We start from the raw sequence: 23,614 nt of genomic DNA, 5'->3' as shown, positions 1-23,614 counted from the left end.
CTGCAACAATCATGTTGCCGAAACGATCGAAACGCCGGCGACCGCCGACTTGTCCCTGCTTGCCGGGCGCGCCTATGGAAGGACGATGGTGGACGGGGGCACGCGCGGATGATCGGACAGCCCGGGCTGGCGGCGGCGATCGTCGTCGTGGCCGCGCTGTGGGCGGCGATCGCGGCGGGCTTGTCGATCCTCGCCGTCCGCCGACTTCGCCGCGCCGGCCTGGTGATCGACGCGGCGCGCGACTTCAGGCGGCTGCTCGCGTCGGCACCGGCCCGCCCGGTCGTGTTGCTTCCCGACGGCAGCATCGAATGCGACCGCCAGCTCGCACGCGACCTCGGGCTCGATTCGGTCCCGACCCAGCTCTCCGGACTGGGCGAGGGCGACCATGCGCTCGACCCCGCCGATCTCGCGGCGATGGAGGCGGCGCTGGCGGGCGCCGCGCTCGGTGGCAAGACGGTTCGCTTCCAGCTCGGCATCAAGGGCAGCGAGCGGGCGATGGAGGTCCGCGCCGCGCCCGCCGCGCCCCCCGCCGCACCGGGGACGATGCTGCTGTGGCTGCTCGACGTCTCGACCGCCGAGACCGAGCGCGCGGCGCTGTCGCGGCGGCTCGACCAGACCGAGAGCGCGCTCGACGCGCTTACCCACCTGATCGAGGCGGCGCCCTTCCCGATGTGGTATCGCGGCCCCGACCTCAGCCTCGGACTGGTCAACTCGGCGTTCGTCACCGCGGTCCAGGCGCGCGACGCGGCCGAGGTGATCGCGCGCGGCAACGAGCTGCTCGACGCCGGCGGCGGCGACAGCGCGAAAGCGGGGGCGATCAAGGCGCTCGAGCAGGGGCGGCCCTATTCGCGAACCCAGCCGGCGACGCTCGGCGAGGAACGGCGTATGCTCCGGCTGGTCGACGTGCCGCTGCCGACCGGGGCGGTGGCGGGCTTCGCGATCGACATCCAGGCGCTCGAGGACGCGCGCCACGAGCTAAGCCGCCACGTCCAGTCGCAGCGCGAGCTTGCCGACCGGATGACCGCGGGCGCGGTCCAGTTCAATCCCGACCGCCAGCTCGACTTCTACAACCAGCCGTTCGCGGTGATGGCGCGGCTGGAGCCCGAGTGGCTCGACGAGCAGCCCGAGTTCGACCGGTTGATCGACCGGATGCGCGAGCAGGGCCGCCTGCCCGAAGTGCGCGACTTCCCGGCGTGGAAGCAGGACCGGCGAGGCTGGTTCATGAGCCCCGAGGAAATGATCGAGGAGGACTGGATCCTCGCCAACGGCGACCACTGGCGGGTGGTCGCCCAGCCGCTTCCCGACGGGGGGCTGCGGCTGATCCTCGAAGACCGGACCGAGCAGGTCCGGCTCGCCTCGGCGCGCGACACGCTGCTTCGGGTCCGCGCGGCGACCTTCGACAATCTGTTCGAGGCGGTCAGCGTGTTCGCCTCGGACGGGCGGCTCTATTTGTGGAACCGCCGCTTCAGCGAGGTGTGGAACCTCGACGAAAGCTGGCTCGGCGAGCATCCGCGGGTCGACGAGCTGGTCCCGGTGATGGCGCGCCAGCTGGTCAACCCGACCGCCGCGGCGCAGGTCCGCGAGCTGGTCCGCTCGACCACCACCGGGCGCCAGTCGGGGACCGGGCGGGTGATCATGACCGACGGTCGCCAGCTCGACTTCGCCGCGGTCCCGCTCCCCGACGGCAACGCGCTGTTCACCATGGTCGATGTGACCGATAGCAGCCGGATCGAAGCCGCCCTGCGCGAACGCACCGCCGCGCTGGAGGAGGCCGACCGGGTCAAGACCGGGTTCGTCGCCAACATGAGCTACGAGTTGCGCACGCCGCTGACGTCGATCGGCGGGTTCGCCGAGATGCTTGCCAACGGCTATGCCGGGCCGCTCGCGCCCGCGGCGAGCGATTATGTCGGCGCGATCCTCGAGGCGGTGTCGCGATTGTCGAAGATGATCGACGACGTGCTCGACCTCACCCAGGGCGGCGACCGGGCGGTGACGCTCGAGCGCGAGCGGATCGACATGGGCGGGCTGGTGCGGACGACGGTCGACACGCTTCGTCCGCGCGCCGAGGAGAAGCGCCAGTCGCTCAAGGTCGACATCGACCCGTCGGCGGGAACGGTGATCGGCGACGTCCGCCGGCTGCGCGAATCGATCGAGCATCCGCTGCGCAACGCGATCGCCTTCACCGATGCGCGCGGCAAGATCGCGATCAGCGCAAGCGGGGACGAGGCGGCGGTGACCATCGTCATCGCCGACAACGGGCGCGGGATCGCCGCCGAGGACCAGGAGCGCGTGTTCGAGCGTTTTCACCGGGTCGGCGATTCGACCGGGGGGCGCGGGGCCGACGCGGCGCTCGGGCTCGGGCTGCCGCTCACCCGCCAGTTCGTCGAGGCGCATGGCGGCAGCGTCAGGCTCGAGTCCGAACAGGGCAAGGGGACGCGGCTGACGCTCGTCATCCCGCGCGCGCCACAGTGATGCGCCAACCATGATCCTGGCCGACGAGGCGGCGACGCGGGCACTCGGCGCGCGCCTTGCCGCGCGGCTCCGGCCCGGCGACATCGTGACGCTGTCGGGAGCGCTCGGCGCGGGCAAGACCACGCTGGCGCGCGGGCTGATCGCCGCGCTGGGCCACGAGGGGGAGGTGCCGAGCCCGAGTTTCGCGCTGGTCCAGCCCTACGACGCGCTCAACCTGCCGCTGTGGCACGCCGACCTCTACCGGCTCGACGATCCCGCCGAGCTCGACGAGTTGGGGCTCGAGACGGTGCTCGCCGACGGCGCGCTTCTCGTCGAATGGCCCGAGCATGGCGGGGCGAATGCCTTCCCCGGCGCGCTTCGGCTCGCCTTTCACGAGGCGCCGGGCGGCGCGCGGCGCTTGACAGCGCAAGTGCCCGCGGCATGGGAGGACCGATGGCCGCCGCAATGACCCCCCCCGAGGCCGCGCCCGAATTCCTCGCCGCCAACGGCTGGGACGGAGCGAGGATCGAACCGCTGGCGGGGGACGCCAGCTTCCGCCGCTATTTCCGGGTTGTTCGCGGCGAGGCGCGCGCGGTGCTGATGGATGCGCCGCCGCCGCATGAGGACCCGCGCCCGTTCGTCGCGGTCGCGACCTGGCTCGACGAGGCGGGGCTGGTCGCGCCGAAGATTCTCGGCGCGGACCTCGATCGCGGGCTGCTGCTGCTCAACGACCTCGGCGACGTGCGGATGCGCGAATATGTCGACGAGCGGCCGGGCAGTGAAACCGAGCTGTACGAGATCGCGACCGACGTGCTGGTCCACCTCCATCGCCAGCCGCCGATGCCCGGCCTGCCGCCGCACGGGCTTGCCGAATGGTTGGCCGAGCTCGACCTGTTCTTAGACTGGTATTTGCCCGCGGTCGGGCTGCCGATCGCCGGTCACGACGAGTGGCGCAAGGCGTGGACCGAAGTGCTCGCGCCGGTCGCGAACGACGGGCTCGGCCCGGTGGTGGTGCTTCGCGACTATCATGCCGAAAATGTCATGCTGCTCGACGGCGCCGAGGGGATCGCGCGCTTCGGGCTGCTCGACTTCCAGGACGCGTTGGCTGGCCATCCGGCCTACGACCTCGTCTCGGTGCTCGAGGATGCGCGGCGCGACGTCACCCCGGCAATCGAGCGGGCGATGATCGACCGCTACCTTGCCGCGACCGGCAGCGGCCAAGCGTTCGAGCGCGCCTATTGGGCGCTCGCCGCGCAGCGCAACACGCGGATCCTCGGCGTTTTCTGCCGCTTGTGGAAGCGCGACGGCAAGCCGCGTTACAAGGCGTTCCAGCCGCGGATGTGGGGGCTGCTCGAACGAGACCTGGCGCATCCCTCGCTGGCGCCGGTCCGCGCCTGGTTCGACGCGCACGTCCCCGACGACCGGCGCACCGCCATCTGGCAGGGCGAGCTCGCGTGACCGGCGTCGTCCGCGCGCTCTCGATCCGGCCCGAGGTCGCCGCCGCGGTGCCGCGGACCGCGATGGTGATGGCCGCTGGGCTCGGCAAGCGGATGCGGCCGCTTACCGCGACCCGCCCCAAGCCGTTGGTCGAGCTGTCGGGCAAGGCGCTGATCGACCATGTGCTCGACCGGCTGCGCGCCGCGGGGGTCGAGCGGATCGTCGTCAACGTCCACTATCTCCCCGACGCGCTGATTGCGCACCTCAAGAGCCACGCGGGCGACTTCGACGTCGCGATCAGCGACGAGCGCGACCTGCTGCTCGAGACCGGGGGCGGGATGGTCAAGGCGCTCCCGCTGCTCGATGCCGACCCGTTCCTCGTCGTCAACAGCGACAATTACTGGGTCGATGGGCCAAGCGACGCGCTCAAGCTCCTCGCTGCGCACTGGGACGAGGCGAAGATGGACGCGCTGCTGCTGCTCGTCCCGCAGGCACGCGCGGGCGGGCATCGCGGTCAGGGCGACTTCCACATGACCGCGACCGGGCGGCTCAAGCGCCGCGCGCCGGGCAAGGTCGCGCCGTTCGTCTATACCGGCATCCAGATGGTTTCGAAGCGGCTGCTGCGCGACGCGCCCAAGGGGCCGTTCTCGACCAACCTGTTCTGGGACCGGGCGATCGCCGAGGGGCGCTGTTTCGGCGCGGTCCACCAGGGCCAGTGGTTCGACGTCGGCACCCCGGCGTCGATCAAGCTGGTCGAGGCCGCGCTCGCCGATGGCTGAGGCGTCTCGCCCCGCCGTCTTCACCATCCCCGCGCACCGCAGCTTCGCCGACGCGCTTGTCGCCGGGCTGATCCGCCGCCACGGCCGCGCCCCCGACGCGCTGGCGGGCGGGCGAATTCTGCTTCCCAACAACCGCGCGGTGCGGACGGTGACCGAGGCGTTCGTCCGCGCCAGCGGGGGCGGGCTGCTGCTTCCCCGGCTGATCGCGATCGGCGATCCCGAAATCGACGACCGAATCGGCGGGGCGCTCGACGCCGCCGACCTTAGCGATCCGCTGCCACCCGCGATCGACCCGCTCGATCGTCAGCTGCTTCTTGCCGGGTTGCTGCGCCGGCCGGGCGAGAGCGCGGCGGAGACGATGCGGCTCGCCGCCGACCTCGCGCGCGCGCTCGACGCGCTGCTGGTCGAGGAAGTGCCAGCCGCGCGGCTGAGGGAATTGCGGCCGCACGCCCCCGACCTCGCCGGTCACTGGCAAAGGGCGCTCGACCGGTTCGAGGCGGTGCTCGAGCGCTGGCCGCGGCTGCTCGCCGAGCGCGGGCGGATCGACCTCGCCGGGCGGCGCTCGCGATTGCTTCACGGGCTCGCCGCGCGCTGGCGCGACCGTCCACCGCCGGGCTTCACGATTGCCGCCGGGATCACCACCGCGGCTCCCGCGGTCGCCGCCCTGCTCGCCGCCGTCGCGCGGATCGAGGGCGGGGCGGTGGTGCTCCCCGGGCTCGCCCTCGCCGACAGCCTGCCCGAAGACGAGTGGGAAGCGCTCGGCCCCGACGCCGACGGCCGCGGCGAGGAGCGGCACCCGCAATATCATCTCAAGCAGCTGCTCGACCGGATGGGAATCGCCCGCGCCGAGGTCGAGCGCTGGCCGGCGGGTGGCCGCGCAGCTTCGCCCGCGGTTCGCTCGCGCGCGGTCGCCCATGCGCTTACCGCCGCCGAATTTTCCGACAAGTGGGCCTCGCTTCCCGCGCGCGAGCGGCGGCTGACCGGGGTCCGCTGCGTCGAGTTGGCCGATGCCGCCGCCGAGGCGCAGGCGATCGCGATCGCGCTTCGCGAGGCGCTCGAGCGGCCCGGCGAAACCGCCGCGCTGGTCACGCCCGACCGGGGGCTAGCGGCACGGGTCGCGGCGCACCTGCAACGCTGGGGCATCGCCGCCGACGACAGCGCCGGCCAGCCGCTTGGCGAGACCGCGCCGGGCACCCTGCTGCTTTCGCTGGTCGCCGCCGCCGACGAGCAGCTCGCCCCGGTCCCGCTGCTCGCGTTGCTCAAGCATCCGCTGGTCGGCGGGGAGGGGGAGGCGCGGCTGGCGTGGCTCGACGACGTCCGCGCGCTCGATCTCGCGCTGCGCGGCCCACGCCCGCGCGCGGGGCTGGCCGGGCTCGACGCGGTAGCGGTCGAGGAGAAGCGCGCGGCCGAGCCATGGTCTCGGCTTCGGCCCGCCGCCGCCCGGCTGCTCGCCGATTTCGCCGGGGCGACGACGCTCGCCGGGCTCGCCGCGGCGCTCCGAGAGGCGGCGCAGCGGCTGGCGGGCGATGCCGCGTGGCGTGGGCCGGCGGGGCGCGCGGCGGCCGAACTGCTCGAACGGCTCGAAACGAGCGAGGCCGCCGCCTTCGCGCTCGGCGAGGGCGAGGCGCTGCCGCTGCTCCGCGACCTGCTCGCAGGGGTGCCGGTGCGGCGGCCCTATGGCGGGCATCCGCGGATCTTCATCTGGGGCTTGCTCGAGGCGCGGCTGCAGCACGCCGACCTGATGATCCTCGGCGGAATGAACGAGGGGGTCTGGCCGTCGCTGCCGAGCCCGGACCCGTGGCTCGCCCCGTCGCTTCGCCGCCTGCTCGGGCTTCCCGGGCTCGACACGCGCACCGGGCTCGCCGCGCACGATTTCGCCGGGGCGCTCGGCGCGCCGCGCGTGCTTCTGACCCGCGCCCGGCGCGACAGCGCGCCGACGGTCGCGTCGCGGCTGTGGCGGCGGCTGCAGGCGATGACCGGCGGCGTCGCGCGCGACGTGCGGCTCGAACGGCTCGCGGCGACGATCGATCGCAACGGCATCGGCCGCCCCGCCGACCGCCCGGCCCCAAGCCCCCCGGTCGCGGCGCGCCCGCGAAGAATCAAGGTCACCGCGCTCGACCGGCTCAAGGCCGATCCGTACGCCTTCTATGCCGAGGCGATCCTTCGGCTCCGCCCGCTCGAGCCGGTCGATGCCGAGCAGAGCGCGGCGTGGAAGGGAAGCGCGGTCCACGAAGCGTTCGAGGCGTGGTTCGAGGAGGACCGCTGCGACCCGGCCAAGCTTCGCGCGCGTGCCGAAGCACTGCTCGCGTCGGACAATCTCCACCCGATGCTCCGCGCGCTGTGGTCGCCGCGGCTGCTCGAGGCGATCGACTGGGTCGCAGCGACGATGACCGCGGACCTCGCCGAGGGACGGCGGCCGCTGCTCGCCGAGGTCGAGGGGCAGTCCGAGATCGACGGGGTGACGCTGCTCGGGCGGGTCGACCGGATCGACCGGTTGCCCGACGGGCGGCTCGCGATCGTCGACTACAAGACCGGCAAGCCGCCCGCGCCCAAGGCGGTGCGCGAGGGCTATGCGCTCCAGCTCGGGCTGCTCGCACTGATCGCCGAGCGGACCGGGTTTGGCGGGACCAGGGGCCCGACCGGGCGGCACGAATATTGGTCGCTGGCCAAGGATCGCGGCACATTCGGCAAGCGGGTCGATGCCGACAAGGAACTGGGAGCCGAGGCGTTCGTCGCCCATGCCGCGCGGCAGTTCGCGGCGGTGGCCACCAATTACCTGACCGGCGACGCGCCGTTCGTTGCCAAGCTCAACCCGGCCTACGCGCCCTACGGCGACTATGACCAGCTGATGCGGCTGGAGGAATGGTACGGGCGCGACGAGGCGCCGATCCGCGGCGAAACGGGCGAGGCCTAGCCTCCTAGTCGGTCGGCGGGGTGGTACGCGGCGAGGGCTTGGGCCGGGGCTTTTTCTTGACCGTCGAGGCGTAGAGCAGCGCGGCGACCAGCGCGGCCGAGCCGACTCCGACCGCGACCCCCGCCTTGACCAGCTTGGTCCTCCGTTCGTCCTCGCGCTCGGTCATGTCTCTCTCCTCTTGCGCGTTGGATTAGGAGCGAAGCGCGCGCTTGGGAAGCCGCGAGCGGCTTGCTATCGCTCGGGCGATGTCGCGTCGTCGCTCCCCCCTCAACCGTCTCCGCGGCGACCAGCGCGCGGCGAGCGAGCCGATGATCCACGCCGCGCTGTCGGCCTCGGCGGGGACCGGCAAGACGCAGGTGCTGATCGCGCGGGTGCTTCGCCTGCTGCTCGCCGGGGCGGCGCCCGAATCGATCCTGTGCCTGACCTTCACCAAGGCCGGGGCGGCGGAAATGGCCAATCGGCTGGGCGACCGGCTGGCGCGCTGGGTGCGGATGGGGGATGCCGAGCTCGGCCACGACCTGCAGGCGATCGGCGAGGAATCGAACCCGCGCACCCGCCAGCGCGCCCGCCGCCTGTTCGCGCGGGTGATCGAGGCGCCGGGGGGCCTCAGGATCCAGACCATCCATAGTTTCGCGCAGACTTTGCTCGCCGCCTTTCCGGCCGAGGCGGGAATCGCCCCCGGCTTCGAGCCGATCGAGGGGCGCGCCGAAAAGGAGCTGGCGCGGCGAACGCTGGCCACCCTCGCCGAGCAAGCCGACCCGGGGCTGCTGCGCGACATCGAATCGCTCAGCCTTCGCCTTGGCGAAGAGGGCGCCGAAAGCTATTTGCTCGCGGCGGGGCACGCAGGCGACGCTTTCGCCGAGATGGGCGATCCCAGCCGGTTCGAGCCGATGCTCCGCGCAGTGCTCGAGGTCCCCGACGGCGATCTCGACGACTATCTGGCCGCCGCGTGCCACGACGATTCGTTCGACTGCGCGCTGCTGCGGCGAATGGCCGAGGCCAACCGGGCGATCGGCGGCAAGGAAGGCACGAAGTTCGCCGACCAGATCGAGGCGTGGCTGCTGCTCTCCCCCGCCGACCGCGCCCGGACGCTCGACGGGCTGATCGGGGTCGTGCTGACCGGCGAGGGGACGCCGCGCGCGCGCAATGCCCGGACCAAGGGATGCGACGATTATCCCGACCTGTGCGAGCGGCTTCACGCGCTGGTCGGCGGGCTGGTCGCGCTTCGCCGCAAGGCCGCGTTCGCCGCCGCCGCCGCCGCCGGGCTTCGCGCCGGGTCGGCGTTCGCGGCGGCGTGGACCGAGGCCAAGCGCGCTGCCGCGGTGGCCGATTTCGACGACCTCATCCGCTGGGCGCGTGGTCTGCTCGCGCAGCCGGGGATCGGCGAGTGGATCCGGTTCAAGCTCGACCAGCGCACCGACCATGTGCTGGTCGACGAGGCGCAGGATACCAATCGCGACCAATGGGAGATCGTCGACGCGCTGGTCGGCGAGTTTTTCGCCGGCGGTCCCGACCCCGAACCGCGCCACCGAACCCTGTTCATGGTCGGCGACTTCAAGCAGGCGATCTACAGTTTCCAGGGGACCGACCCGCGCGAGTTCGAGACCTATCGAAATCGCATCAAGGCGCGCGCCGACGCGCTCGAGGCGGCGGCACTTGCAGCCGAGCGGACGACGATCCCGTTCCAGTCGCTGTCGATCAGCGCCAGCTTTCGCTCGGCGCAGGCGGTGCTCGACGTGGTCGACGCGACGATCGGCGAAATCGGCTACGAGGCGATGGGGCTGCCCGAGCCGCCCGCGCCGCACCGTGCGGGTCGCGACCGGCCGGGCTCGGTCGAGCTGTGGCCGCCATTTCTTGCCGACGACGAGGGAGAAGGGGCGGACGGCGAGGAAGGCTGGATCGCCGAACCTGTCCGGCGCTACGCCACGGCGATCGCGCGGCAGGTGCGCGACTGGCTCGCCGATCCGCCGCTGATGCCGTCGACCGGTGCGCCGCTCGCGCCCGGCGACATCATGATCCTCCTTCGAAGCCGGAGCGAGCTTGCCGCGCTGATCGTCGCCCGCCTGTTCGCCGAAGGTGTGCCGGTGGCGGGGATCGACCGGCTTCACCTGTCGAAGCCGCTCGCGGTGCGCGACCTGATGGCCGCGGTCGGGTTCGCGGTGCAGCCCAACGACGACCTCAACCTCGCTTCGCTTCTCGTCTCGCCTCTGGTCGGGTGGAGCCAGGAGGCGCTGTTCGACCTCGCCCACGATCGCGGGGCGAAGAACCTGTGGGCGCGGCTTGGCGAGCGGCGCGACGACACCCACGCGATGCTGTCGGGGCTGCTGGCGATGGCCGACTATGTCACCCCCGCGCGCTTCCTCGAGACGATCCTGTCGGGGCCGATCGAGGGACGGCGCAAGCTGCTCGCGCGGCTCGGCGAGGCGGCGCGTGACCCGATCGAGGAGCTGGTGTCGAGCGCGCTGGCATTCGAGCGCGAGGAAACCGCCTCGCTCGACCGCTTCCTTGCCTGGTTCGCGGGGGGCGAGGTCGAGGTCAAGCGCGACGCGAGCGCCGCCGGGGGCGCGGTGCGAGTGATGACGGTCCACGGCGCCAAGGGGCTCGAAGCGCCGCTGGTGCTGCTTGCCGACGCGACCTTCGATCCCGCCAGGAGCGGCGGCGTCTCCTCGACGATCGATTTTCCCGTCGCCGGGCGCGAGGCGCCGCTGGTTCGCCCGCGCAAGGAGGAGCGGGTCGAGCCGTTCGCGACGCTGATCGATGCAGCGGCGCGGCGCGATCTCGAGGAGCATTGGCGGCTGCTCTACGTCGCGATGACCCGCGCGGCCGACCGGCTGGTCGTCGCCGGGCTCCATCCGTCGCGCGGCCAGATCAGCACGAACAGCTGGCACAGCCGGATCGCCGCCGGGCTGGCATCGCTCGGCGCCGAGGATCTTGGCGGCATTCTCCGCTGGGCGGGAGAAGGGCCGGCCGGCGGCAAGACGCGCCGTCCGCGCCGCCGCCTCGCCGACCCGCCGCGCCCCGAATGGCTCGACCGCGCGGCCCCCGCCGAGGCGGTGCCGCCGCGTCCGCTCAGCCCGTCGGCGCTCGCCACCGATCGCGACGCCGCGCCGCCGCCGTCGCCCGCACTGCGCGACGCGGCGCGGCGCGGGACGCTGCTCCACGCGCTGTTCGAACGCCTGCCCGACGCCGATCCGGGCTCGCGCCACGACCTCGCGCTCGGCTGGCTGGCGCGCGCAGGCGTCGACGATCCGGAAACGCGCGCCGAGATCGCGGAAGCGGCCTGCGCGGTCATCGCCGACCCGCGCTACGCGGCCCTGTTCGCACCGGGGGCGCTCGCCGAGGCGCCGATCGTCGCGACTTTGCCCGACGGTCGGGTGATCGCGGGGACGGTCGACCGGCTGCGGGTCGAGCCCGACCGAGTCACGCTGGTCGATTACAAGACCGGCCGGTCGGTCCCGGGCGGACCCGACGACGTGCCCGCCTCGCACCGCCAGCAGATGGTCGCCTATCGCGAGGCGCTGGCGGCGATCTTCCCGGGGCGGAGGATCGAGGCGGCGCTGCTCTACACCCACGGGCCGCGGCTCGTGTCGGTCGACGGTTGAGCGGCGGCGCGGCCCGCCCCATATAGCGGGTCAACCGAACCGAAAGGACCTTGCGATGGGCGCGAACACCAAGACCGTCACCGACGACAGCTTCCAGGCCGACGTACTGCAGAGCGACAAGCCCGTGCTGCTCGATTTCTGGGCCGAATGGTGCGGCCCGTGCCGGATGATCGCGCCCGCGCTCGAGGAAATCGCCGGCGAGCTGGGCGACAAGGTGACGATCGCCAAGATCAACATCGACGAGAACCCGAACACCCCTTCGCAGTTCGGAGTGCGCGGGATTCCGACCATGCTGCTGTTCAAGGACGGCCAGGCGGTCGCGCAAAAGGTCGGCGCGGCGCCGCGTGGCCAGATCCAGCAGTGGCTCGAGGCGCAGCTCTAGTCGGTCCCGGAGCCCCCGTTTCGATTGACGAGGCGGGGGCCGCCCCCTACATCGCCGCCGACTTTCGCCCGCGCGCGCGGGAACCCTCGTTCCTGCCCCGCGCGCGGCCAACACAGGACCATCCATGCTGCAATCGATCGCCAATTCCATCTTCGGTTCGGCCAACGACCGCTACGTCAAGTCGCTCGGCAAGACCGTCCAGGCGATCGCGTCGTACGAGCCGACCATCTCGGCGCTGACCGACGAGGAATTGCGCGGCCAGACCGAGCTGTTCCGCCGGCGGCTGGCGGAAGGCACCAAGCTCGACGATCTGCTGCCGGAGGCTTTCGCCACGGTGCGCGAGGCGGCCAAGCGGACGCTCGGCCAGCGTCATTACGATGTGCAGATGATCGGCGGCATCGCGCTTCACCGCGGCGAAATCGCCGAGATGAAGACCGGCGAGGGCAAGACACTGGTCGCGACGCTGGCGGTCTATCTCAACGCGCTCGAGGGCAAGGGCGTCCACGTCGTCACGGTCAACGACTATCTCGCCAAGCGCGACGCGGAATGGATGGCGCAGGTCTATCGTTTCCTTGGGCTCACCGTCGGGGTGATCGTGCCCAACCTCACCGACGAGGAACGCCGCGCCGCCTACAACAGCGACATCACCTACGCGACCAACAACGAGCTCGGCTTCGACTATCTGCGCGACAATATGAAATACAGTCGCGACCAGATGGTGCAGCGGCCGTTCAATTTCGCGATCGTCGACGAGGTCGATTCGATCCTGATCGACGAGGCGCGCACCCCGCTCATCATCTCGGGCCCGACCGACGATAAGAGCGAGCTCTACATGGGCGTCGACGCGATCGTGAAGCAGCTGGTCGACGAGGATTACGAGCTCGACGAGAAGCAGAAGTCGATCGTGCTGACCGAGGACGGCACCGAAAAGGCCGAACGCCTGCTCGAAGGCGCGGGGCTGATCGAGGGGCAGAACCTCTACGACATCGCCAACACCCAGACGGTCCATCACCTGAACCAGGCCCTCAAGGCCAACAAGATGTTCAAGCGGGACATCGATTACATCGTCAAGGACGGCAAGGTCATCATCATCGACGAGTTCACCGGCCGGATGATGGACGGGCGGCGCTGGTCGGACGGGCTCCACCAGGCGGTCGAGGCCAAGGAGGGCGTCGATATCGAGCCCGAGAACCAGACGCTCGCCTCGATCACCTTCCAGAATTATTTCCGCCTTTATCCGAAGCTTTCGGGCATGACCGGCACCGCCGCGACCGAGGCGCCCGAATTCTTCGACATCTACCGGATGAACGTGGTGTCTATCCCGACCAACGTCGGGGTTCAGCGAATCGACGACGACGACGAGTTCTACAAGAACATCACCGACAAGTTCGCCGCGATCGCCAAGGAGATCAAGAAGCGGCAGGACATGGGCCAGCCGGTGCTTGTCGGCACGGTCAGCATCGAGAAATCGGAGATGCTGAGCGAATATCTCCAGCAGGAGGGCATTCGCCACGAGGTGTTGAACGCCCGCTTCCACGAAAAGGAAGCGCATATCGTGGCGCAGGCGGGCCGGCTCGGCGCGGTTACCATTGCCACCAACATGGCCGGGCGAGGCACCGACATCAAACTCGGCGGCAACCTCGAATTCCTTGTCGAGGACCAGCTCGGCGACATGCCCGAAGGGCCCGAGCGCGAGCGCGGGATCGAGCGTATCAAGGAGCAGATCGAGGCCGAAAAGCAGCAGGTGCTCGCCGCCGGCGGCCTGTTCGTGCTCGGCACCGAGCGCCACGAGAGCCGCCGCATCGACAACCAGCTGCGCGGCCGATCGGGTCGCCAGGGCGACCCCGGCCTGTCGCGCTTCTACCTCAGCCTCGACGACGACCTGCTGCGCATCTTCGGGCCGCAGACGATGTTCGCACGGCTGATGAACAAGAGCCTCGAGGACGGCGAGGCGATCGTAAGCCCATGGATCTCGAAGGCGATCGAGACCGCGCAGAAAAAGGTCGAGGCGCGCAACTACGATGTCCGCAAGCAGGTCGTCGAGTTCGACGACGTGATGAACGACCAGCGCAAGGTTATCTACGAGCAGCGCGCCGACATCATGGACGCCGACCATGTCAGCGACGTCATCGAGGATTTCCGTGCCGAGACGATCCGCTCGCTGGTCGAGGTTTCGTGCCCGCCGGGCACCTATCCCGAGCAGTGGGACGTCGAGCGGCTGAAGACTGACGTGTCCGAAGTGCTTGGCATCGAGCCGCCGGTGGCCGACTGGCTCGAGGAAGAAGCGGTCGAGCCCGAGCTGATTACCGAGCGGCTCCAGGGGCTCGCGGACGCCGAGGTGGCCGCGAAGCTGGCGACCCTGGACCCGCAAAACTGGGCCGATTTCGAAAAGCAGATCCTTATCCAGACGCTCGACCATCACTGGAAGGAGCATCTGTCGACGCTCGATGCGCTGCGGCAGGTGATCTACCTGCGCAGCTACGCGCAGAAGAAGCCGATCGACGAGTATAAGCAGGAGGCCTTCCTGCTGTTCGAGCGGCTGCTGGTGGCGATCCGCGAGGATGTGACGCGGATGCTGATGCACGCGCAGGTGCAGGCGCCGCCGCCGGTCATGCCCCCGGTTGGGCTCCCCGACTTCATCACCCAGCACATCGATCCGCTGACCGGGCTCGACGACAGCGCCGACCAGGACGCGGCATCGCGCGCCGGGGCGATGGCAGCATTGCCCGCCGCCGCCGCCGCGATCCCGGAAACGATGCCCGACGGCTCGCCCGTGCCCGCGCCCGAAAGCCGCAACGCTCCGTGCCCGTGCGGATCAGGCCTCAAGTATAAGTTCTGCCACGGGCAGGGCGCCTAGAGCGCGGCCGAGGTCGCCTCGGTATCGGCGCGGGGCTGGCGCTGGCGGTACCATGAGCGGATCGCGTCCTGCGCGGGCCGTTCGAAGCGCAGGTAGACCAGCCGCCCGACCAGCATGGTGATCGCGAGGTAGGCAATCAGCAGGAAGGGCGAGTTCGCCGGCACCGGCAGGCCGAACGCCGCGACGACGATCGCGGCGATCAGCTGCAGCGGGAAATGGCTAAGGTAGGTCGAGTAGGTGAGGTTACCGGCATATTCGATCGGCTTCTGCCAGCGATCGAGCAGCCGCCATTCCTGCGCCGCGAGAAACAGCAAGGGCGGAAGCAGGAGGAGCAGGAATAGCGGCGCGGTGTCGCGGCTGAACATGTCGCGGCTCCAGCCAAACCCGCCGATCACCGCCAGCGCCAGCGCGGCGACCCAGCGCGCGCCGACTTCCCCGCGCGCCCGGCGATGCGCTTCGGCGACCATTCCGCCGAGGAAGAAATAGGCGGCGCAGGCAATTGCCGGCGACACCGCCCCGGCAAGCTGGATCGCGATGCAGATCCCCGCGATCGCCGCCGCGACCCAGAATCGGTAGAGTCCGAGCGTCCGCATCGCCATGAAGAAGACCGCGTAAACGAACACTTCCGCCGATACCGACCAGAAGGGACCGTTGAAGGTGAACGGTACCGGCGGCCCCCATTGGTTGGCCATGCCGAGCTGGAGCAGGAACTGGCCGAGGCTGTTGTTCTGGTACACGAACGGCCCGCCCGTGAGCAGGCCATAGACCGGTTGGAGCGCGGCGACGATCAGCAGGGTGGCGAGGTGGAGCGGGTAGAGGCGCGAGAAGCGCAGGACGAAGAACTTGCCCCCGCCGATCGCGCCCTCGGTGATCGTCGCGCCATATTTCCAGAAGAAGATGAACCCGCTGATCGCCCAGAAGAATTGCACGCCGTAGAGCCCGAGTTCGTAGAAGGGCGCGAGCAGCGCGTAGAGCGGCTGCGCGCTGCGGACGTAGGGCTGCGAGCCGCCCATGTGGTAGAAATGCTGGTAATGCCAGACGAGCACCGCGAAGGCGCAGACGAAGCGCAACAGTTCCAGCCCGAGCAGCTTGCTCTCGCCCGTGTTCGCCGCCGACCGCATTCGCCCTCCCAAGGCGCTGGAAAGTCGGCGTGAGCCCGACTAAGCGCGTGGGCAATTCATAGTTTCCAAGGATTAACAAAGTGATGATCGACCGCAGCGCGCTCCGCCGTGCCTATCGCCCCGACGAAGCCGCGGTCGCCGAGGAACGGATCGGCCAGGCGCGGTTGGGCGCCACCGAGCAGCGCGAGGCAGGCAAGATCGCGCGGACGCTGGTGAAAGCGGTGCGCGGGCACAAGGCGGCCGGGCTCGATGCCTTCATGCAGGCCTACGACCTCGGCAGCGACGAGGGCATCGCGCTGATGTGCCTCGCCGAGGCGCTGCTTCGAATCCCCGACGCGGGGACCGCCGACGACCTTATCGCCGACAAGCTCGCCGGTCCCGACTGGGCCGAGAAGCTGGGCGGCTCGCGCTCGACCTTCGTCAACGCCGCGACCATTTCGCTGTTGCTGACCGGCAAGGTGCTCGACGAGGCCAACGACCGTTCGGCGACATGGCGCGCCGCACTCGGGCGCGCGGTCGGGCGGCTCGGCGAGCCGGTGATCCGCACCGCGGTCGGGCAGGCGATGAAAATCCTTGGTCGGCAGTTCGTGTTCGGCCGGACGATCGACGAAGCGCTGAAGCGCGCGCGGCCCGAGCAGGCGAAGGGGTGGAGCCACAGCTTCGATATGCTCGGCGAAGCGGCCAAGACCCACGCCGACGCCGCGCGCTACGCTAGCGCCTACGCCGACGCGCTCGACACGATCGCGCGCGCCGCGAAGGGGCAGGGGTTCCGCAAGGCGCCGGGGATCTCGGTCAAGCTCAGCGCGCTCCACCCGCGCTACGAATGGAGCCATGCCGATGAGGCGAAGGCGGCGATCGTGCCGGTGATCCGCGACCTGGCGCTCAAGGCCGCCGCGGCCGACATCCACCTGACCGTTGATGCCGAGGAGGCCGACCGGCTCGAACTGTCGCTCGACATCATCGAGGCGATCGTCGCCGACGATGCGATCTTCGCTAGCGGCTGGGAAGGCTTCGGGCTCGCGCTCCAGGCTTACCAGAAGCGCGCCGCGCCGCTGGTCGACTGGGTGGCCGATCTCGCCCGCGCGCACGGACGTCGCCTGATGGTTCGGTTGGTCAAGGGCGCTTATTGGGACAGCGAGATCAAGATGGCGCAGGTCGCCGGCCTTACCGACTATCCGGTGTGGACCCGCAAGGTCGCGACCGACGTCAGCTATCTTGCCTGCGCGAAGAAGATGCTGGCCGCAAGCGACTGTATCTATTCGGCTTTCGCCACGCATAATGCCAATAGTATCGGCGCGATCAAGGCGCTCGCCGGGGCGACGCCGTTCGAATTCCAGCGGCTCCACGGGATGGGCGAGGGGCTTTACGAGGAACTGGCCAAGCTTGAGGGCGCGCTCGGCGACCCGGTGACCCCGGTGCGTATCTACGCGCCGGTGGGAAGCCACAAGGAACTGCTCGCCTACCTCGTCCGCCGGCTGCTCGAGAACGGGGCCAATTCGAGCTTCGTCAACCGCATTGCCGACGACGAGGTGCCGATCGACGCGCTGGTCCGCGACCCGGTCGCCGAGCTCGCCGCGCTCGAACCCAGGCGCAATCCGGCGATCCCCTTGCCCGACGCGATCTTCACCGGGCGCCGCAACAGCGCCGGGGTCGACCTCAGCGACCCGCTGGTGCGCGAGCCGCTGATGGACCGGCTTGCCGCGCTGGAGGCGCGGCGCTGGACCGCCGCGCCAACGATTGGGCAGGGCGCTGAAGCGGTCGCGATCGTCTCGCCCTACGACAGCCGTCGCTCGGTCGGCGAAGCGCGCTGGTCGAGCGACGCCGACGTCGGCGCCGCGGTCGCCGCCGCCAATACTGCCCAGCCCGCGTGGGACGCGCTCGGCGGGACCGAGCGCGCCCGCCTGCTCGACCGGGCCGCCGACCTGTTCGAGGAGCATCGCGAGCAATTCTTCTCGCTGTGCATCCGCGAGGCCGGGAAGACCCCGCTCGACGCGGTGCTCGAGGTGCGCGAGGCGGTGGACTTCCTGCGTTTCTACGCGTCCGAGGCGCGTCGCCAGTTCGCCGCCGCGACCCCGCTTCCCGGCCCGACCGGCGAGCTCAACGAGCTAAGGCTTCACGGTCGCGGCACCTTCGCGTGCATCTCCCCGTGGAATTTCCCGCTCGCGATTTTCGTCGGACCGGTGGCCTCCGCGCTAGCCGCGGGCAACGCCGCGCTCGCCAAGCCCGCCGAGCAGACTCCGCTGATTGGCGCGCTCGCGATCGAGCTGCTCCACCAGGCTGGAATCCCGCGCGAGGTGGTCCAGCTCGTTCCCGGCGACGGCAGAGTCGGCGCGGCGCTGACCGCGCATCCGGGGATCGCCGGGGTCGCCTTCACCGGCTCGACCGACACCGCGCGGGCGATCAACCGCGGGCTCGCCGACCGCGCCGGGCCGATCGTCCCGCTGATCGCCGAGACCGGCGGGCAGAATGCGATGATCGTCGATTCCTCGGCGCTTCCCGAACAGGTCACCCGCGACGTCGTCGCCAGCGCTTTCCAGAGCGCGGGGCAACGCTGTTCGGCGCTGCGCGTCCTGTTCATCCAGGACGACGTCGCCGATTCGATGCTGGCCATGATCGAGGGGGCGATGGCGGCGCTGGTGATCGGCCCCCCGACCGAGCTCACCACCGACGTCGGGCCGGTGATCGACGCCGAAGCCAAGGCCGCGCTCGACGCGCACCTTGCCGAACTGGAGGGCAAGGGTCGCTTCCTCGCTCGCCTGCCGCTGCCCGACAGCGCCGCCCACGGCCATTTCGTCACCCCCGCGCTGGTCGAGATCGACTCGCTCGCCGATCTCGACCGCGAGCATTTCGGCCCGATCCTTCACGTCATCCGCTGGAAATCGGGGACGCTCGACGCGGTGCTCGACCAGATCAACGCGACCGGCTTCGGCCTCACGCTGGGTTTGCAGAGCCGGATCGACACGACCCGCCGCTACGTCGAGGCGCGGGCGCGGGTCGGCAACCTCTACGTCAACCGCAACCAGATCGGCGCGGTGGTCGAAAGCCAGCCGTTCGGCGGCGAAGGGCTCAGCGGGACCGGGCCGAAGGCGGGCGGGCCGCACTATGTCGCGCGCTTCGCGACCGAGCGGGTGACCTGCATCGACACCACCGCCGCCGGGGGCAATGCCAGCCTGATGGCGGCGATCGACGGGTGAGCGCCTAGCCGAACAGCCAGCGGCCAAGGAGCCGGTTGAACGGGAAGGTGAAGAAGCCGGCCACCAGCAGCGCGCCGAAAACCATTCCGCGCACCGCCGAGCGATGCCGTGCGACGTCGTGTCGCCGTGCGCTCCAGACGATGATCGGCACCTGGATCAGGGTCCACGCCGACAGGAGATGAATGAAGCTCAGGCCGCCCCGGTTGATGCCGCGGATCGAAAAGCTGAGCAGCGCCGTCATGAACATCGCCACTGCCCACACGCGACCGAGCGCGCGATGCCGCCTGTCGCCGCGCCGGCGGAGCAGCATTACCGGCGTCAGCGCCAGCGCGATCCCGATCGTCGCCAGGTGCGCCCAGACCATGGGCGGGACCAATGCCCATCGATCATGCCCGCGCGCGATCGCGATGATGACCGCGGCAAGCAGCAGCACGGCCGCCGTCGCCAGCAATTTCTCGAACCCGTCGGCGGCGATTAACGGTAAGTGCGTCCGCTTGTTCGCTGCGATGCTGGCCATGCTCCCCTCCCGTCGGCAGGGTGAGGCAGGTCATCGCGTCGTTCAACCGCTTTTGCCGGAGTGGCTTGACCGCCCTTTTGCGGAGGCGTAGCGGCGCGCTCGAACCGGCCGTGTTGCGACGCAGCATCGAGTCTCATGCCCAAGGAATCGTCCGCAACCCATGCCCCGCGATCGAAGTCGAACCAGCGTCCTTCGGGGATCGCCGCGCCGGGTCTGATGTGACGACTCGCCGTTGGCGGCCTCCGGGCCGCTGCATCGGAAAGGCGAGTGAATGAGCGTCCCCGACGGACTGCCGCAACGCACGACCCCGCTAGCCGTCGACGGCCGCGCGGGCCGCGACGCATGGTGGGCCGACCTCCTCGCCTTCCTCGTCCTCGCCACGATCGCGGTGCTGGTGTTCCGCGGCGGCGAGCAGATGGCACGACCACTGTCGCAGCTGGCGGCAAGCCCGGTGGCGCTCGATCCCGCCAACCTGCCCGGTTACGCGCTTCGCACGACGCTCAGGATGCTCGCGGCGATGGTCGCCTCGCTGCTGTTCACCTTCGTCGTCGCGACCCTGGCGGCCAAGTCGCGTCGCGCCGAAATGCTGATCGTCCCCGCGCTCGACATCCTCCAGTCGGTCCCGGTGCTCGGCTTCCTGACCTTTACCGTCACTCTGTTCATGGGGATGTTTCCGGGTAGCCAGCTTGGCGTCGAATGCGCGGCGATCTTCGCCATCTTCACCGCGCAGGCGTGGAACATGGCGTTCAGCGTGTTCCAGTCGATCCGCACCATCCCTTCCGACCTCGACGAGGTCGCGCGCCAGTTTCGCTTCTCGGCCTGGCGCCGTTTCGTCCGGCTCGAACTGCCCTTCGCGGTCCCCGGTCTCGTCTGGAACATGATGATGTCGATGTCGGGAAGCTGGTTCTTCGTGGTCGCGTCGGAGGCGATCACCGTCGGGAAGACGACCGTCGCGCTGCCCGGCATCGGCAGCTATCTCGCGCTCGCGATCGGGCAGGAGGACTTCCGCGCAGTCGCGATAGCGGTGGCGGCGATGGCGATCGTCATCCTGCTGTATGACCAATTGCTGTTCCGGCCGATCGTCGCCTGGGCCGATCGCTTCCGGTTCGAACAGACCGCGTCGGGGGAAGCACCCAAAAGCTGGGTCTACGACCTCATTCGCCGGTCGCGGTTCAGCCGCCTGTCGACCCGCTCGCTGCCTGCCGTGCCGCGCTTGCGGTTACCACTTCCGTCAGGGCGACGCCGGCCGCGCCTTACATTGCCGGCCATGCCCGAGTGGCTGTGGCGGCTGCTGGTCGCGCTCACCTGCGGCGCGGCGAGTGTCGAGCTGCTGCTCTACCTGTCGAGCCGGCTCAGCTTTGCAGATCTGCTGGTCGCGCTTGGCGACGGATCGCTGACCCTGCTTCGCGTTGTCGTGCTGATCGCGCTCGCCAGCCTGGTGTGGGTGCCGGTCGGAGTGTGGATCGGCCTTCGCCCCGGCTGGGCGTCGCGGGTGCAGGCGCTGGCCCAGTTTCTCGCCGCCTTTCCCGCCAACGTGCTGTTCCCGGTCGCCGTGATCGCGATCGTCCACTGGCATTTGTCGCCCGACATCTGGCTGTCGCCGCTGATGGTGCTCGGCACGCAATGGTACATATTGTTCAACGTCATCGCCGGGGCGAGCGTGATCCCGACCGACATGAAGGAAGTCGCGCGGATCTACGGGCTGCGCGGCTGGCAGCGATGGCGCCAGCTACTGCTTCCGGCGATCTTTCCCTATTATGTGACCGGCGCGCTCACCGCTTCGGGAGGCTCATGGAACGCAAGCATCGTCGCGGAGGCGGTCAGCTGGGGCCGCTCGACCCTCACCGCGCACGGGCTCGGCGCTTATATCGCCGCCGCCACCACCGCTGGCGATTTTCCCCGCGTCGCGCTCGGCATCGCCGTGATGAGCGCGTTCGTGGTGCTGTTCAACCGAACCCTGTGGCGTCCGCTCTACCGCTTCGCCGAGCGGCGGCTGCGGCTTGACTGATCGTGATGGAGCCGACCCGATGAATTCAGCAGCTACCCCTGACACGCTGGTCGAGGTTCGCGATGTCCGCCACGTATATGGCCGGTCGGGCGGGACCGGGCAGGTCGTGCTCGACGATGTCGACCTGACGCTTCGCGACAACGAGATCGTTGGGCTGCTCGGTCGCTCGGGGTCGGGCAAATCGACGCTGCTGCGTTCGATCGCCGGGCTCCTGAAGCCGACCTCGGGCTCGGTCGCCTTTCCCGCGAGCGGCGACGAGCGGCCGAGCGTGGCGATGGTGTTTCAAAGCTTCGCGCTGTTCCCGTGGCTGACCGTGCTCCAGAACGTCGAGGTCGGGCTCGAGGCGCAGGGGGTGGCCGCCGATGAGCGACGCCGCCGCGCGCTCGCGGCGATCGACCTTATCGGCTTGGACGGGTTCGAAAGCGCCTATCCCAAGGAATTGTCGGGCGGGATGCGGCAGCGGGTCGGGCTGGCGCGCGCGCTGGTCGTCGATCCCCAGCTGCTGCTCATGGACGAGCCCTTTTCGGCACTCGACGTACTGACCGCAGAGACGTTGCGCACCGACCTGCTCGACCTGTGGTGCGAGGGGCGGATGCCGATCCGGTCGATCCTGATGGTCACCCACAACATCGAGGAGGCGGTGCTGATGTGCGACCGCATCCTCGTCTTCTCATCGAACCCCGGCCGGGTAGTCGGTGAGGTCAAGGTCGACCTGCCCCAACCACGCGACCGTCAGGACCCGGCGTTCCGCGCTCTGGTCGAGGATATCTACGTCCGCATGACCGCGCGCACCGCCGCAAGCCAGCCGCGCGAGGGGCTGTTCCCCGGCACCGGCATCGCGATGGTACTTCCCCGCGTTTCGACCAACACCATGGCCGGGCTGATCGAATCGCTCGCCGAGCCGCGCTATGCGGGTCGCGCCGACCTGCCGCAGCTCGCCGCCGAGCTTCATTACGAAGCCGACGACCTGTTCCCGATTGCCGAGGTGCTGCAGCTTCTGCGCTTCGCCGAACTTGCGGGGGGCGACATCCGGCTGACCGCCGACGGCAAGCGCTACGCCGGGATGGACGTCGACCAGCGCAAGCAGCTGTTTGCCCGGCATTTGCTCGCCTACGTCCCGCTGGCGGGGCATATCCGCCGCGTGCTCGACGAGCGGCCGACGCGAAGCGCCCCCGCGCGCCGTTTCCGCGACGAGCTCGAGGACCATATGTCCGAGCCATATGCTGCCGCGACGCTGCGATCGGTGATCCAGTGGGGCCGTTATGCCGAGGCATTCGCCTATGACGAGGCGGCGGACATGTTCAGCCTCGATGACCCGGCCTAGCGGGTCGCGGCCCGGTGGCTGGAAAATCTGGCTCCCCGAGTTGGATTCGAACCAACGACCAAGTGATTAACAGTCACCTACTCTACCGCTGAGCTATCGGGGAGCGGTCCGATGCGGACGGATGCGCCTATGACCGAGCGAAACCGGATTCGCAACCCCTTCAGGTCGCGAAAGGCTCCATCGCGATCCGTTCATCGAGCGCATGCTCGGGATCGAACAGCAGCGTCAGCTCGGACGAGCGGTCGAGCGTCACCTCCACGCGGGCAACATCGCGCACTTCGAACTGGTCGGCGACCGCGGCGACCATGCGGAACGCCGGCTCGATCACCCGGAAAGTGACCGTCACGTCGTCGGGCAGGATCGCGCCCGACCAGCGGCGCGGGCGGAACGGGCTGATCGCGGTCAGCGCGAGGCTCGGCGAGTTGAGCGGCAGGATCGGCCCGTTGGCGCTGAGGTTATAGGCGGTCGAGCCCGCCGGGGTCGCGACCAGCACGCCGTCGGCGGCCAGTTCGGCGAGCACCACCCGCCCGTTGACGCTGATTTCGATCTTCGCGGTCTGACGGGTCTCGCGAAGCAGCGACACCTCGTTGATCGCGGCGTGGGTAAGCGTCTCGCCCGCGACCGTCGTCGCGGTCATCGTCAGCGGCCGGACGCGGATCGGCTTGGCCGCCGCCAGCCGCTCGGCCAGCCCGTCGGCGCGCCAAGGGTTCATCAGGAATCCGACCGTCCCGCGGTTGATCCCGAATACCGGGCGCGGATGGCCGTTTTCGAGCATCCCGTGGAGCGTTTCGAGGAGGAAGCCGTCGCCGCCGAGCGCGACCAGCTGGCTCGCCTCCTCGACCGACGCCCAGCGATAAAGCTTGCGCAGCCGAGTCTCGGCCGACCGCGCCGCGTCCGATCCCGACGACACCAGCCCGAACCCGCGCGCAGCGAGGTCGACCGGGTCGTCAGCAGGGGCTTTGTCCCGGTTCACCGACCCAGACATAGGGGCTTCGCTCGGTCCGCGCCACTGTCCCGCGATGGGGCAG

General features: G+C 70.0%; 15 protein-coding genes and 1 tRNA gene. 11 read left to right on the top strand and 5 right to left on the bottom strand.

Going from position 1 to position 23,614, the window contains the following annotated elements:
• Positions 1-108: 108 nt before the first annotated feature.
• The 5 genes from ABDK56_RS02240 (at position 109) to addB (ending at position 7,581) form a co-directional block, all read left to right on the top strand.
• The gene (locus tag ABDK56_RS02240; RefSeq protein ID WP_349806433.1) at positions 109-2,472 is read left to right on the top strand and encodes a sensor histidine kinase; all 2,364 of its coding nucleotides are present in this window, start codon (positions 109-111) and stop codon (positions 2,470-2,472) included.
• Between the two features lie 10 nt (positions 2,473-2,482).
• Complete coding sequence (gene tsaE / locus ABDK56_RS02235) at positions 2,483-2,920, top strand: tRNA (adenosine(37)-N6)-threonylcarbamoyltransferase complex ATPase subunit type 1 TsaE (RefSeq protein ID WP_349806432.1); 438 nt, start codon at positions 2,483-2,485, stop codon at positions 2,918-2,920.
• Entirely contained in the window at positions 2,917-3,909 is a 993-nt protein-coding gene (locus ABDK56_RS02230) for an aminoglycoside phosphotransferase family protein (RefSeq protein ID WP_349806431.1), read from the top strand. The genes tsaE and ABDK56_RS02230 overlap by 4 nt, the downstream gene beginning before the upstream one ends.
• 62 nt (positions 3,910-3,971) lie before the next feature.
• Positions 3,972-4,667 carry a nucleotidyltransferase family protein gene (locus ABDK56_RS02225; protein WP_349806811.1) on the top strand — a complete coding sequence of 232 codons (696 nt, stop codon included), beginning with the start codon at positions 3,972-3,974 and terminating at the stop codon, positions 4,665-4,667.
• Complete coding sequence (addB, locus tag ABDK56_RS02220) at positions 4,660-7,581, top strand: double-strand break repair protein AddB (RefSeq protein ID WP_349806430.1); 2,922 nt, start codon at positions 4,660-4,662, stop codon at positions 7,579-7,581. The genes ABDK56_RS02225 and addB overlap by 8 nt, the downstream gene beginning before the upstream one ends.
• A gap of 4 nt (positions 7,582-7,585) precedes the next feature.
• On the opposite strand, the gene ABDK56_RS02215 is transcribed toward addB, so the two are convergent.
• A complete protein-coding gene (locus ABDK56_RS02215; protein ID WP_349806429.1) occupies positions 7,586-7,747 on the bottom strand; it encodes a hypothetical protein in 162 nt (53 codons plus the stop codon).
• A gap of 79 nt (positions 7,748-7,826) precedes the next feature.
• On the opposite strand from ABDK56_RS02215, the gene addA reads away from it, so the two are divergent.
• From addA to secA, 3 genes are all read left to right on the top strand, one after another.
• Positions 7,827-11,183, top strand: coding sequence for a double-strand break repair helicase AddA (addA, locus tag ABDK56_RS02210; protein ID WP_349806428.1), 3,357 nt, complete (start codon positions 7,827-7,829; stop codon positions 11,181-11,183).
• 55 nt (positions 11,184-11,238) lie between these two features.
• Complete coding sequence (trxA, locus tag ABDK56_RS02205) at positions 11,239-11,565, top strand: thioredoxin TrxA (protein WP_349806427.1); 327 nt, start codon at positions 11,239-11,241, stop codon at positions 11,563-11,565.
• Positions 11,566-11,689: 124 nt separating this feature from the next.
• On the top strand, positions 11,690-14,422 hold the full coding sequence (gene secA / locus ABDK56_RS02200; protein WP_349806426.1) for a preprotein translocase subunit SecA: 2,733 nt from the start codon (positions 11,690-11,692) through the stop codon (positions 14,420-14,422).
• Here the strand turns inward: secA and ABDK56_RS02195 are convergent.
• Positions 14,419-15,543, bottom strand: a complete 1,125-nt coding sequence (locus ABDK56_RS02195; RefSeq protein ID WP_349806425.1) for an acyltransferase family protein — start codon at positions 15,541-15,543, stop codon at positions 14,419-14,421. The two genes, secA and ABDK56_RS02195, sit on opposite strands and share 4 nt — an antisense overlap.
• An 83-nt stretch (positions 15,544-15,626) precedes the next feature.
• On the opposite strand from ABDK56_RS02195, the gene putA reads away from it, so the two are divergent.
• Positions 15,627-18,737 (top strand): bifunctional proline dehydrogenase/L-glutamate gamma-semialdehyde dehydrogenase PutA, encoded by a 3,111-nt coding sequence (gene putA / locus ABDK56_RS02190; protein ID WP_349806424.1) that lies wholly within the window; start codon positions 15,627-15,629, stop codon positions 18,735-18,737.
• Positions 18,738-18,741: 4 nt separating this feature from the next.
• On the opposite strand, the gene ABDK56_RS02185 is transcribed toward putA, so the two are convergent.
• A complete protein-coding gene (locus ABDK56_RS02185) occupies positions 18,742-19,254 on the bottom strand; it encodes a DUF2306 domain-containing protein (RefSeq protein ID WP_349806423.1) in 513 nt (170 codons plus the stop codon).
• A gap of 271 nt (positions 19,255-19,525) precedes the next feature.
• On the opposite strand from ABDK56_RS02185, the gene ABDK56_RS02180 reads away from it, so the two are divergent.
• Positions 19,526-21,262 carry an ABC transporter permease gene (locus ABDK56_RS02180; RefSeq protein WP_349806422.1) on the top strand — a complete coding sequence of 579 codons (1,737 nt, stop codon included), beginning with the start codon at positions 19,526-19,528 and terminating at the stop codon, positions 21,260-21,262.
• Between the two features lie 19 nt (positions 21,263-21,281).
• Positions 21,282-22,586 carry an ABC transporter ATP-binding protein gene (locus ABDK56_RS02175; RefSeq protein WP_349806421.1) on the top strand — a complete coding sequence of 435 codons (1,305 nt, stop codon included), beginning with the start codon at positions 21,282-21,284 and terminating at the stop codon, positions 22,584-22,586.
• A 28-nt stretch (positions 22,587-22,614) separates the two neighbouring features.
• Here the strand turns inward: ABDK56_RS02175 and ABDK56_RS02170 are convergent.
• Together ABDK56_RS02170 and ABDK56_RS02165 are read right to left on the bottom strand one after the other, a co-directional pair.
• Positions 22,615-22,689 (bottom strand) — tRNA-Asn (locus ABDK56_RS02170).
• A 57-nt stretch (positions 22,690-22,746) separates the two neighbouring features.
• Complete coding sequence (locus tag ABDK56_RS02165) at positions 22,747-23,559, bottom strand: NAD kinase (protein WP_349806420.1); 813 nt, start codon at positions 23,557-23,559, stop codon at positions 22,747-22,749.
• Positions 23,560-23,614 lie beyond the last annotated feature (55 nt).

Origin of the sequence: Sphingomonas sp. ASV193, from assembly GCF_040203355.1 — a bacterium.
Taxonomy (GTDB): Bacteria; Pseudomonadota; Alphaproteobacteria; order Sphingomonadales; family Sphingomonadaceae; genus Sphingomicrobium.
Note: the sequence above shows the minus strand (reverse complement) of the source record. Positions and strands in the feature narration are given on the sequence as shown.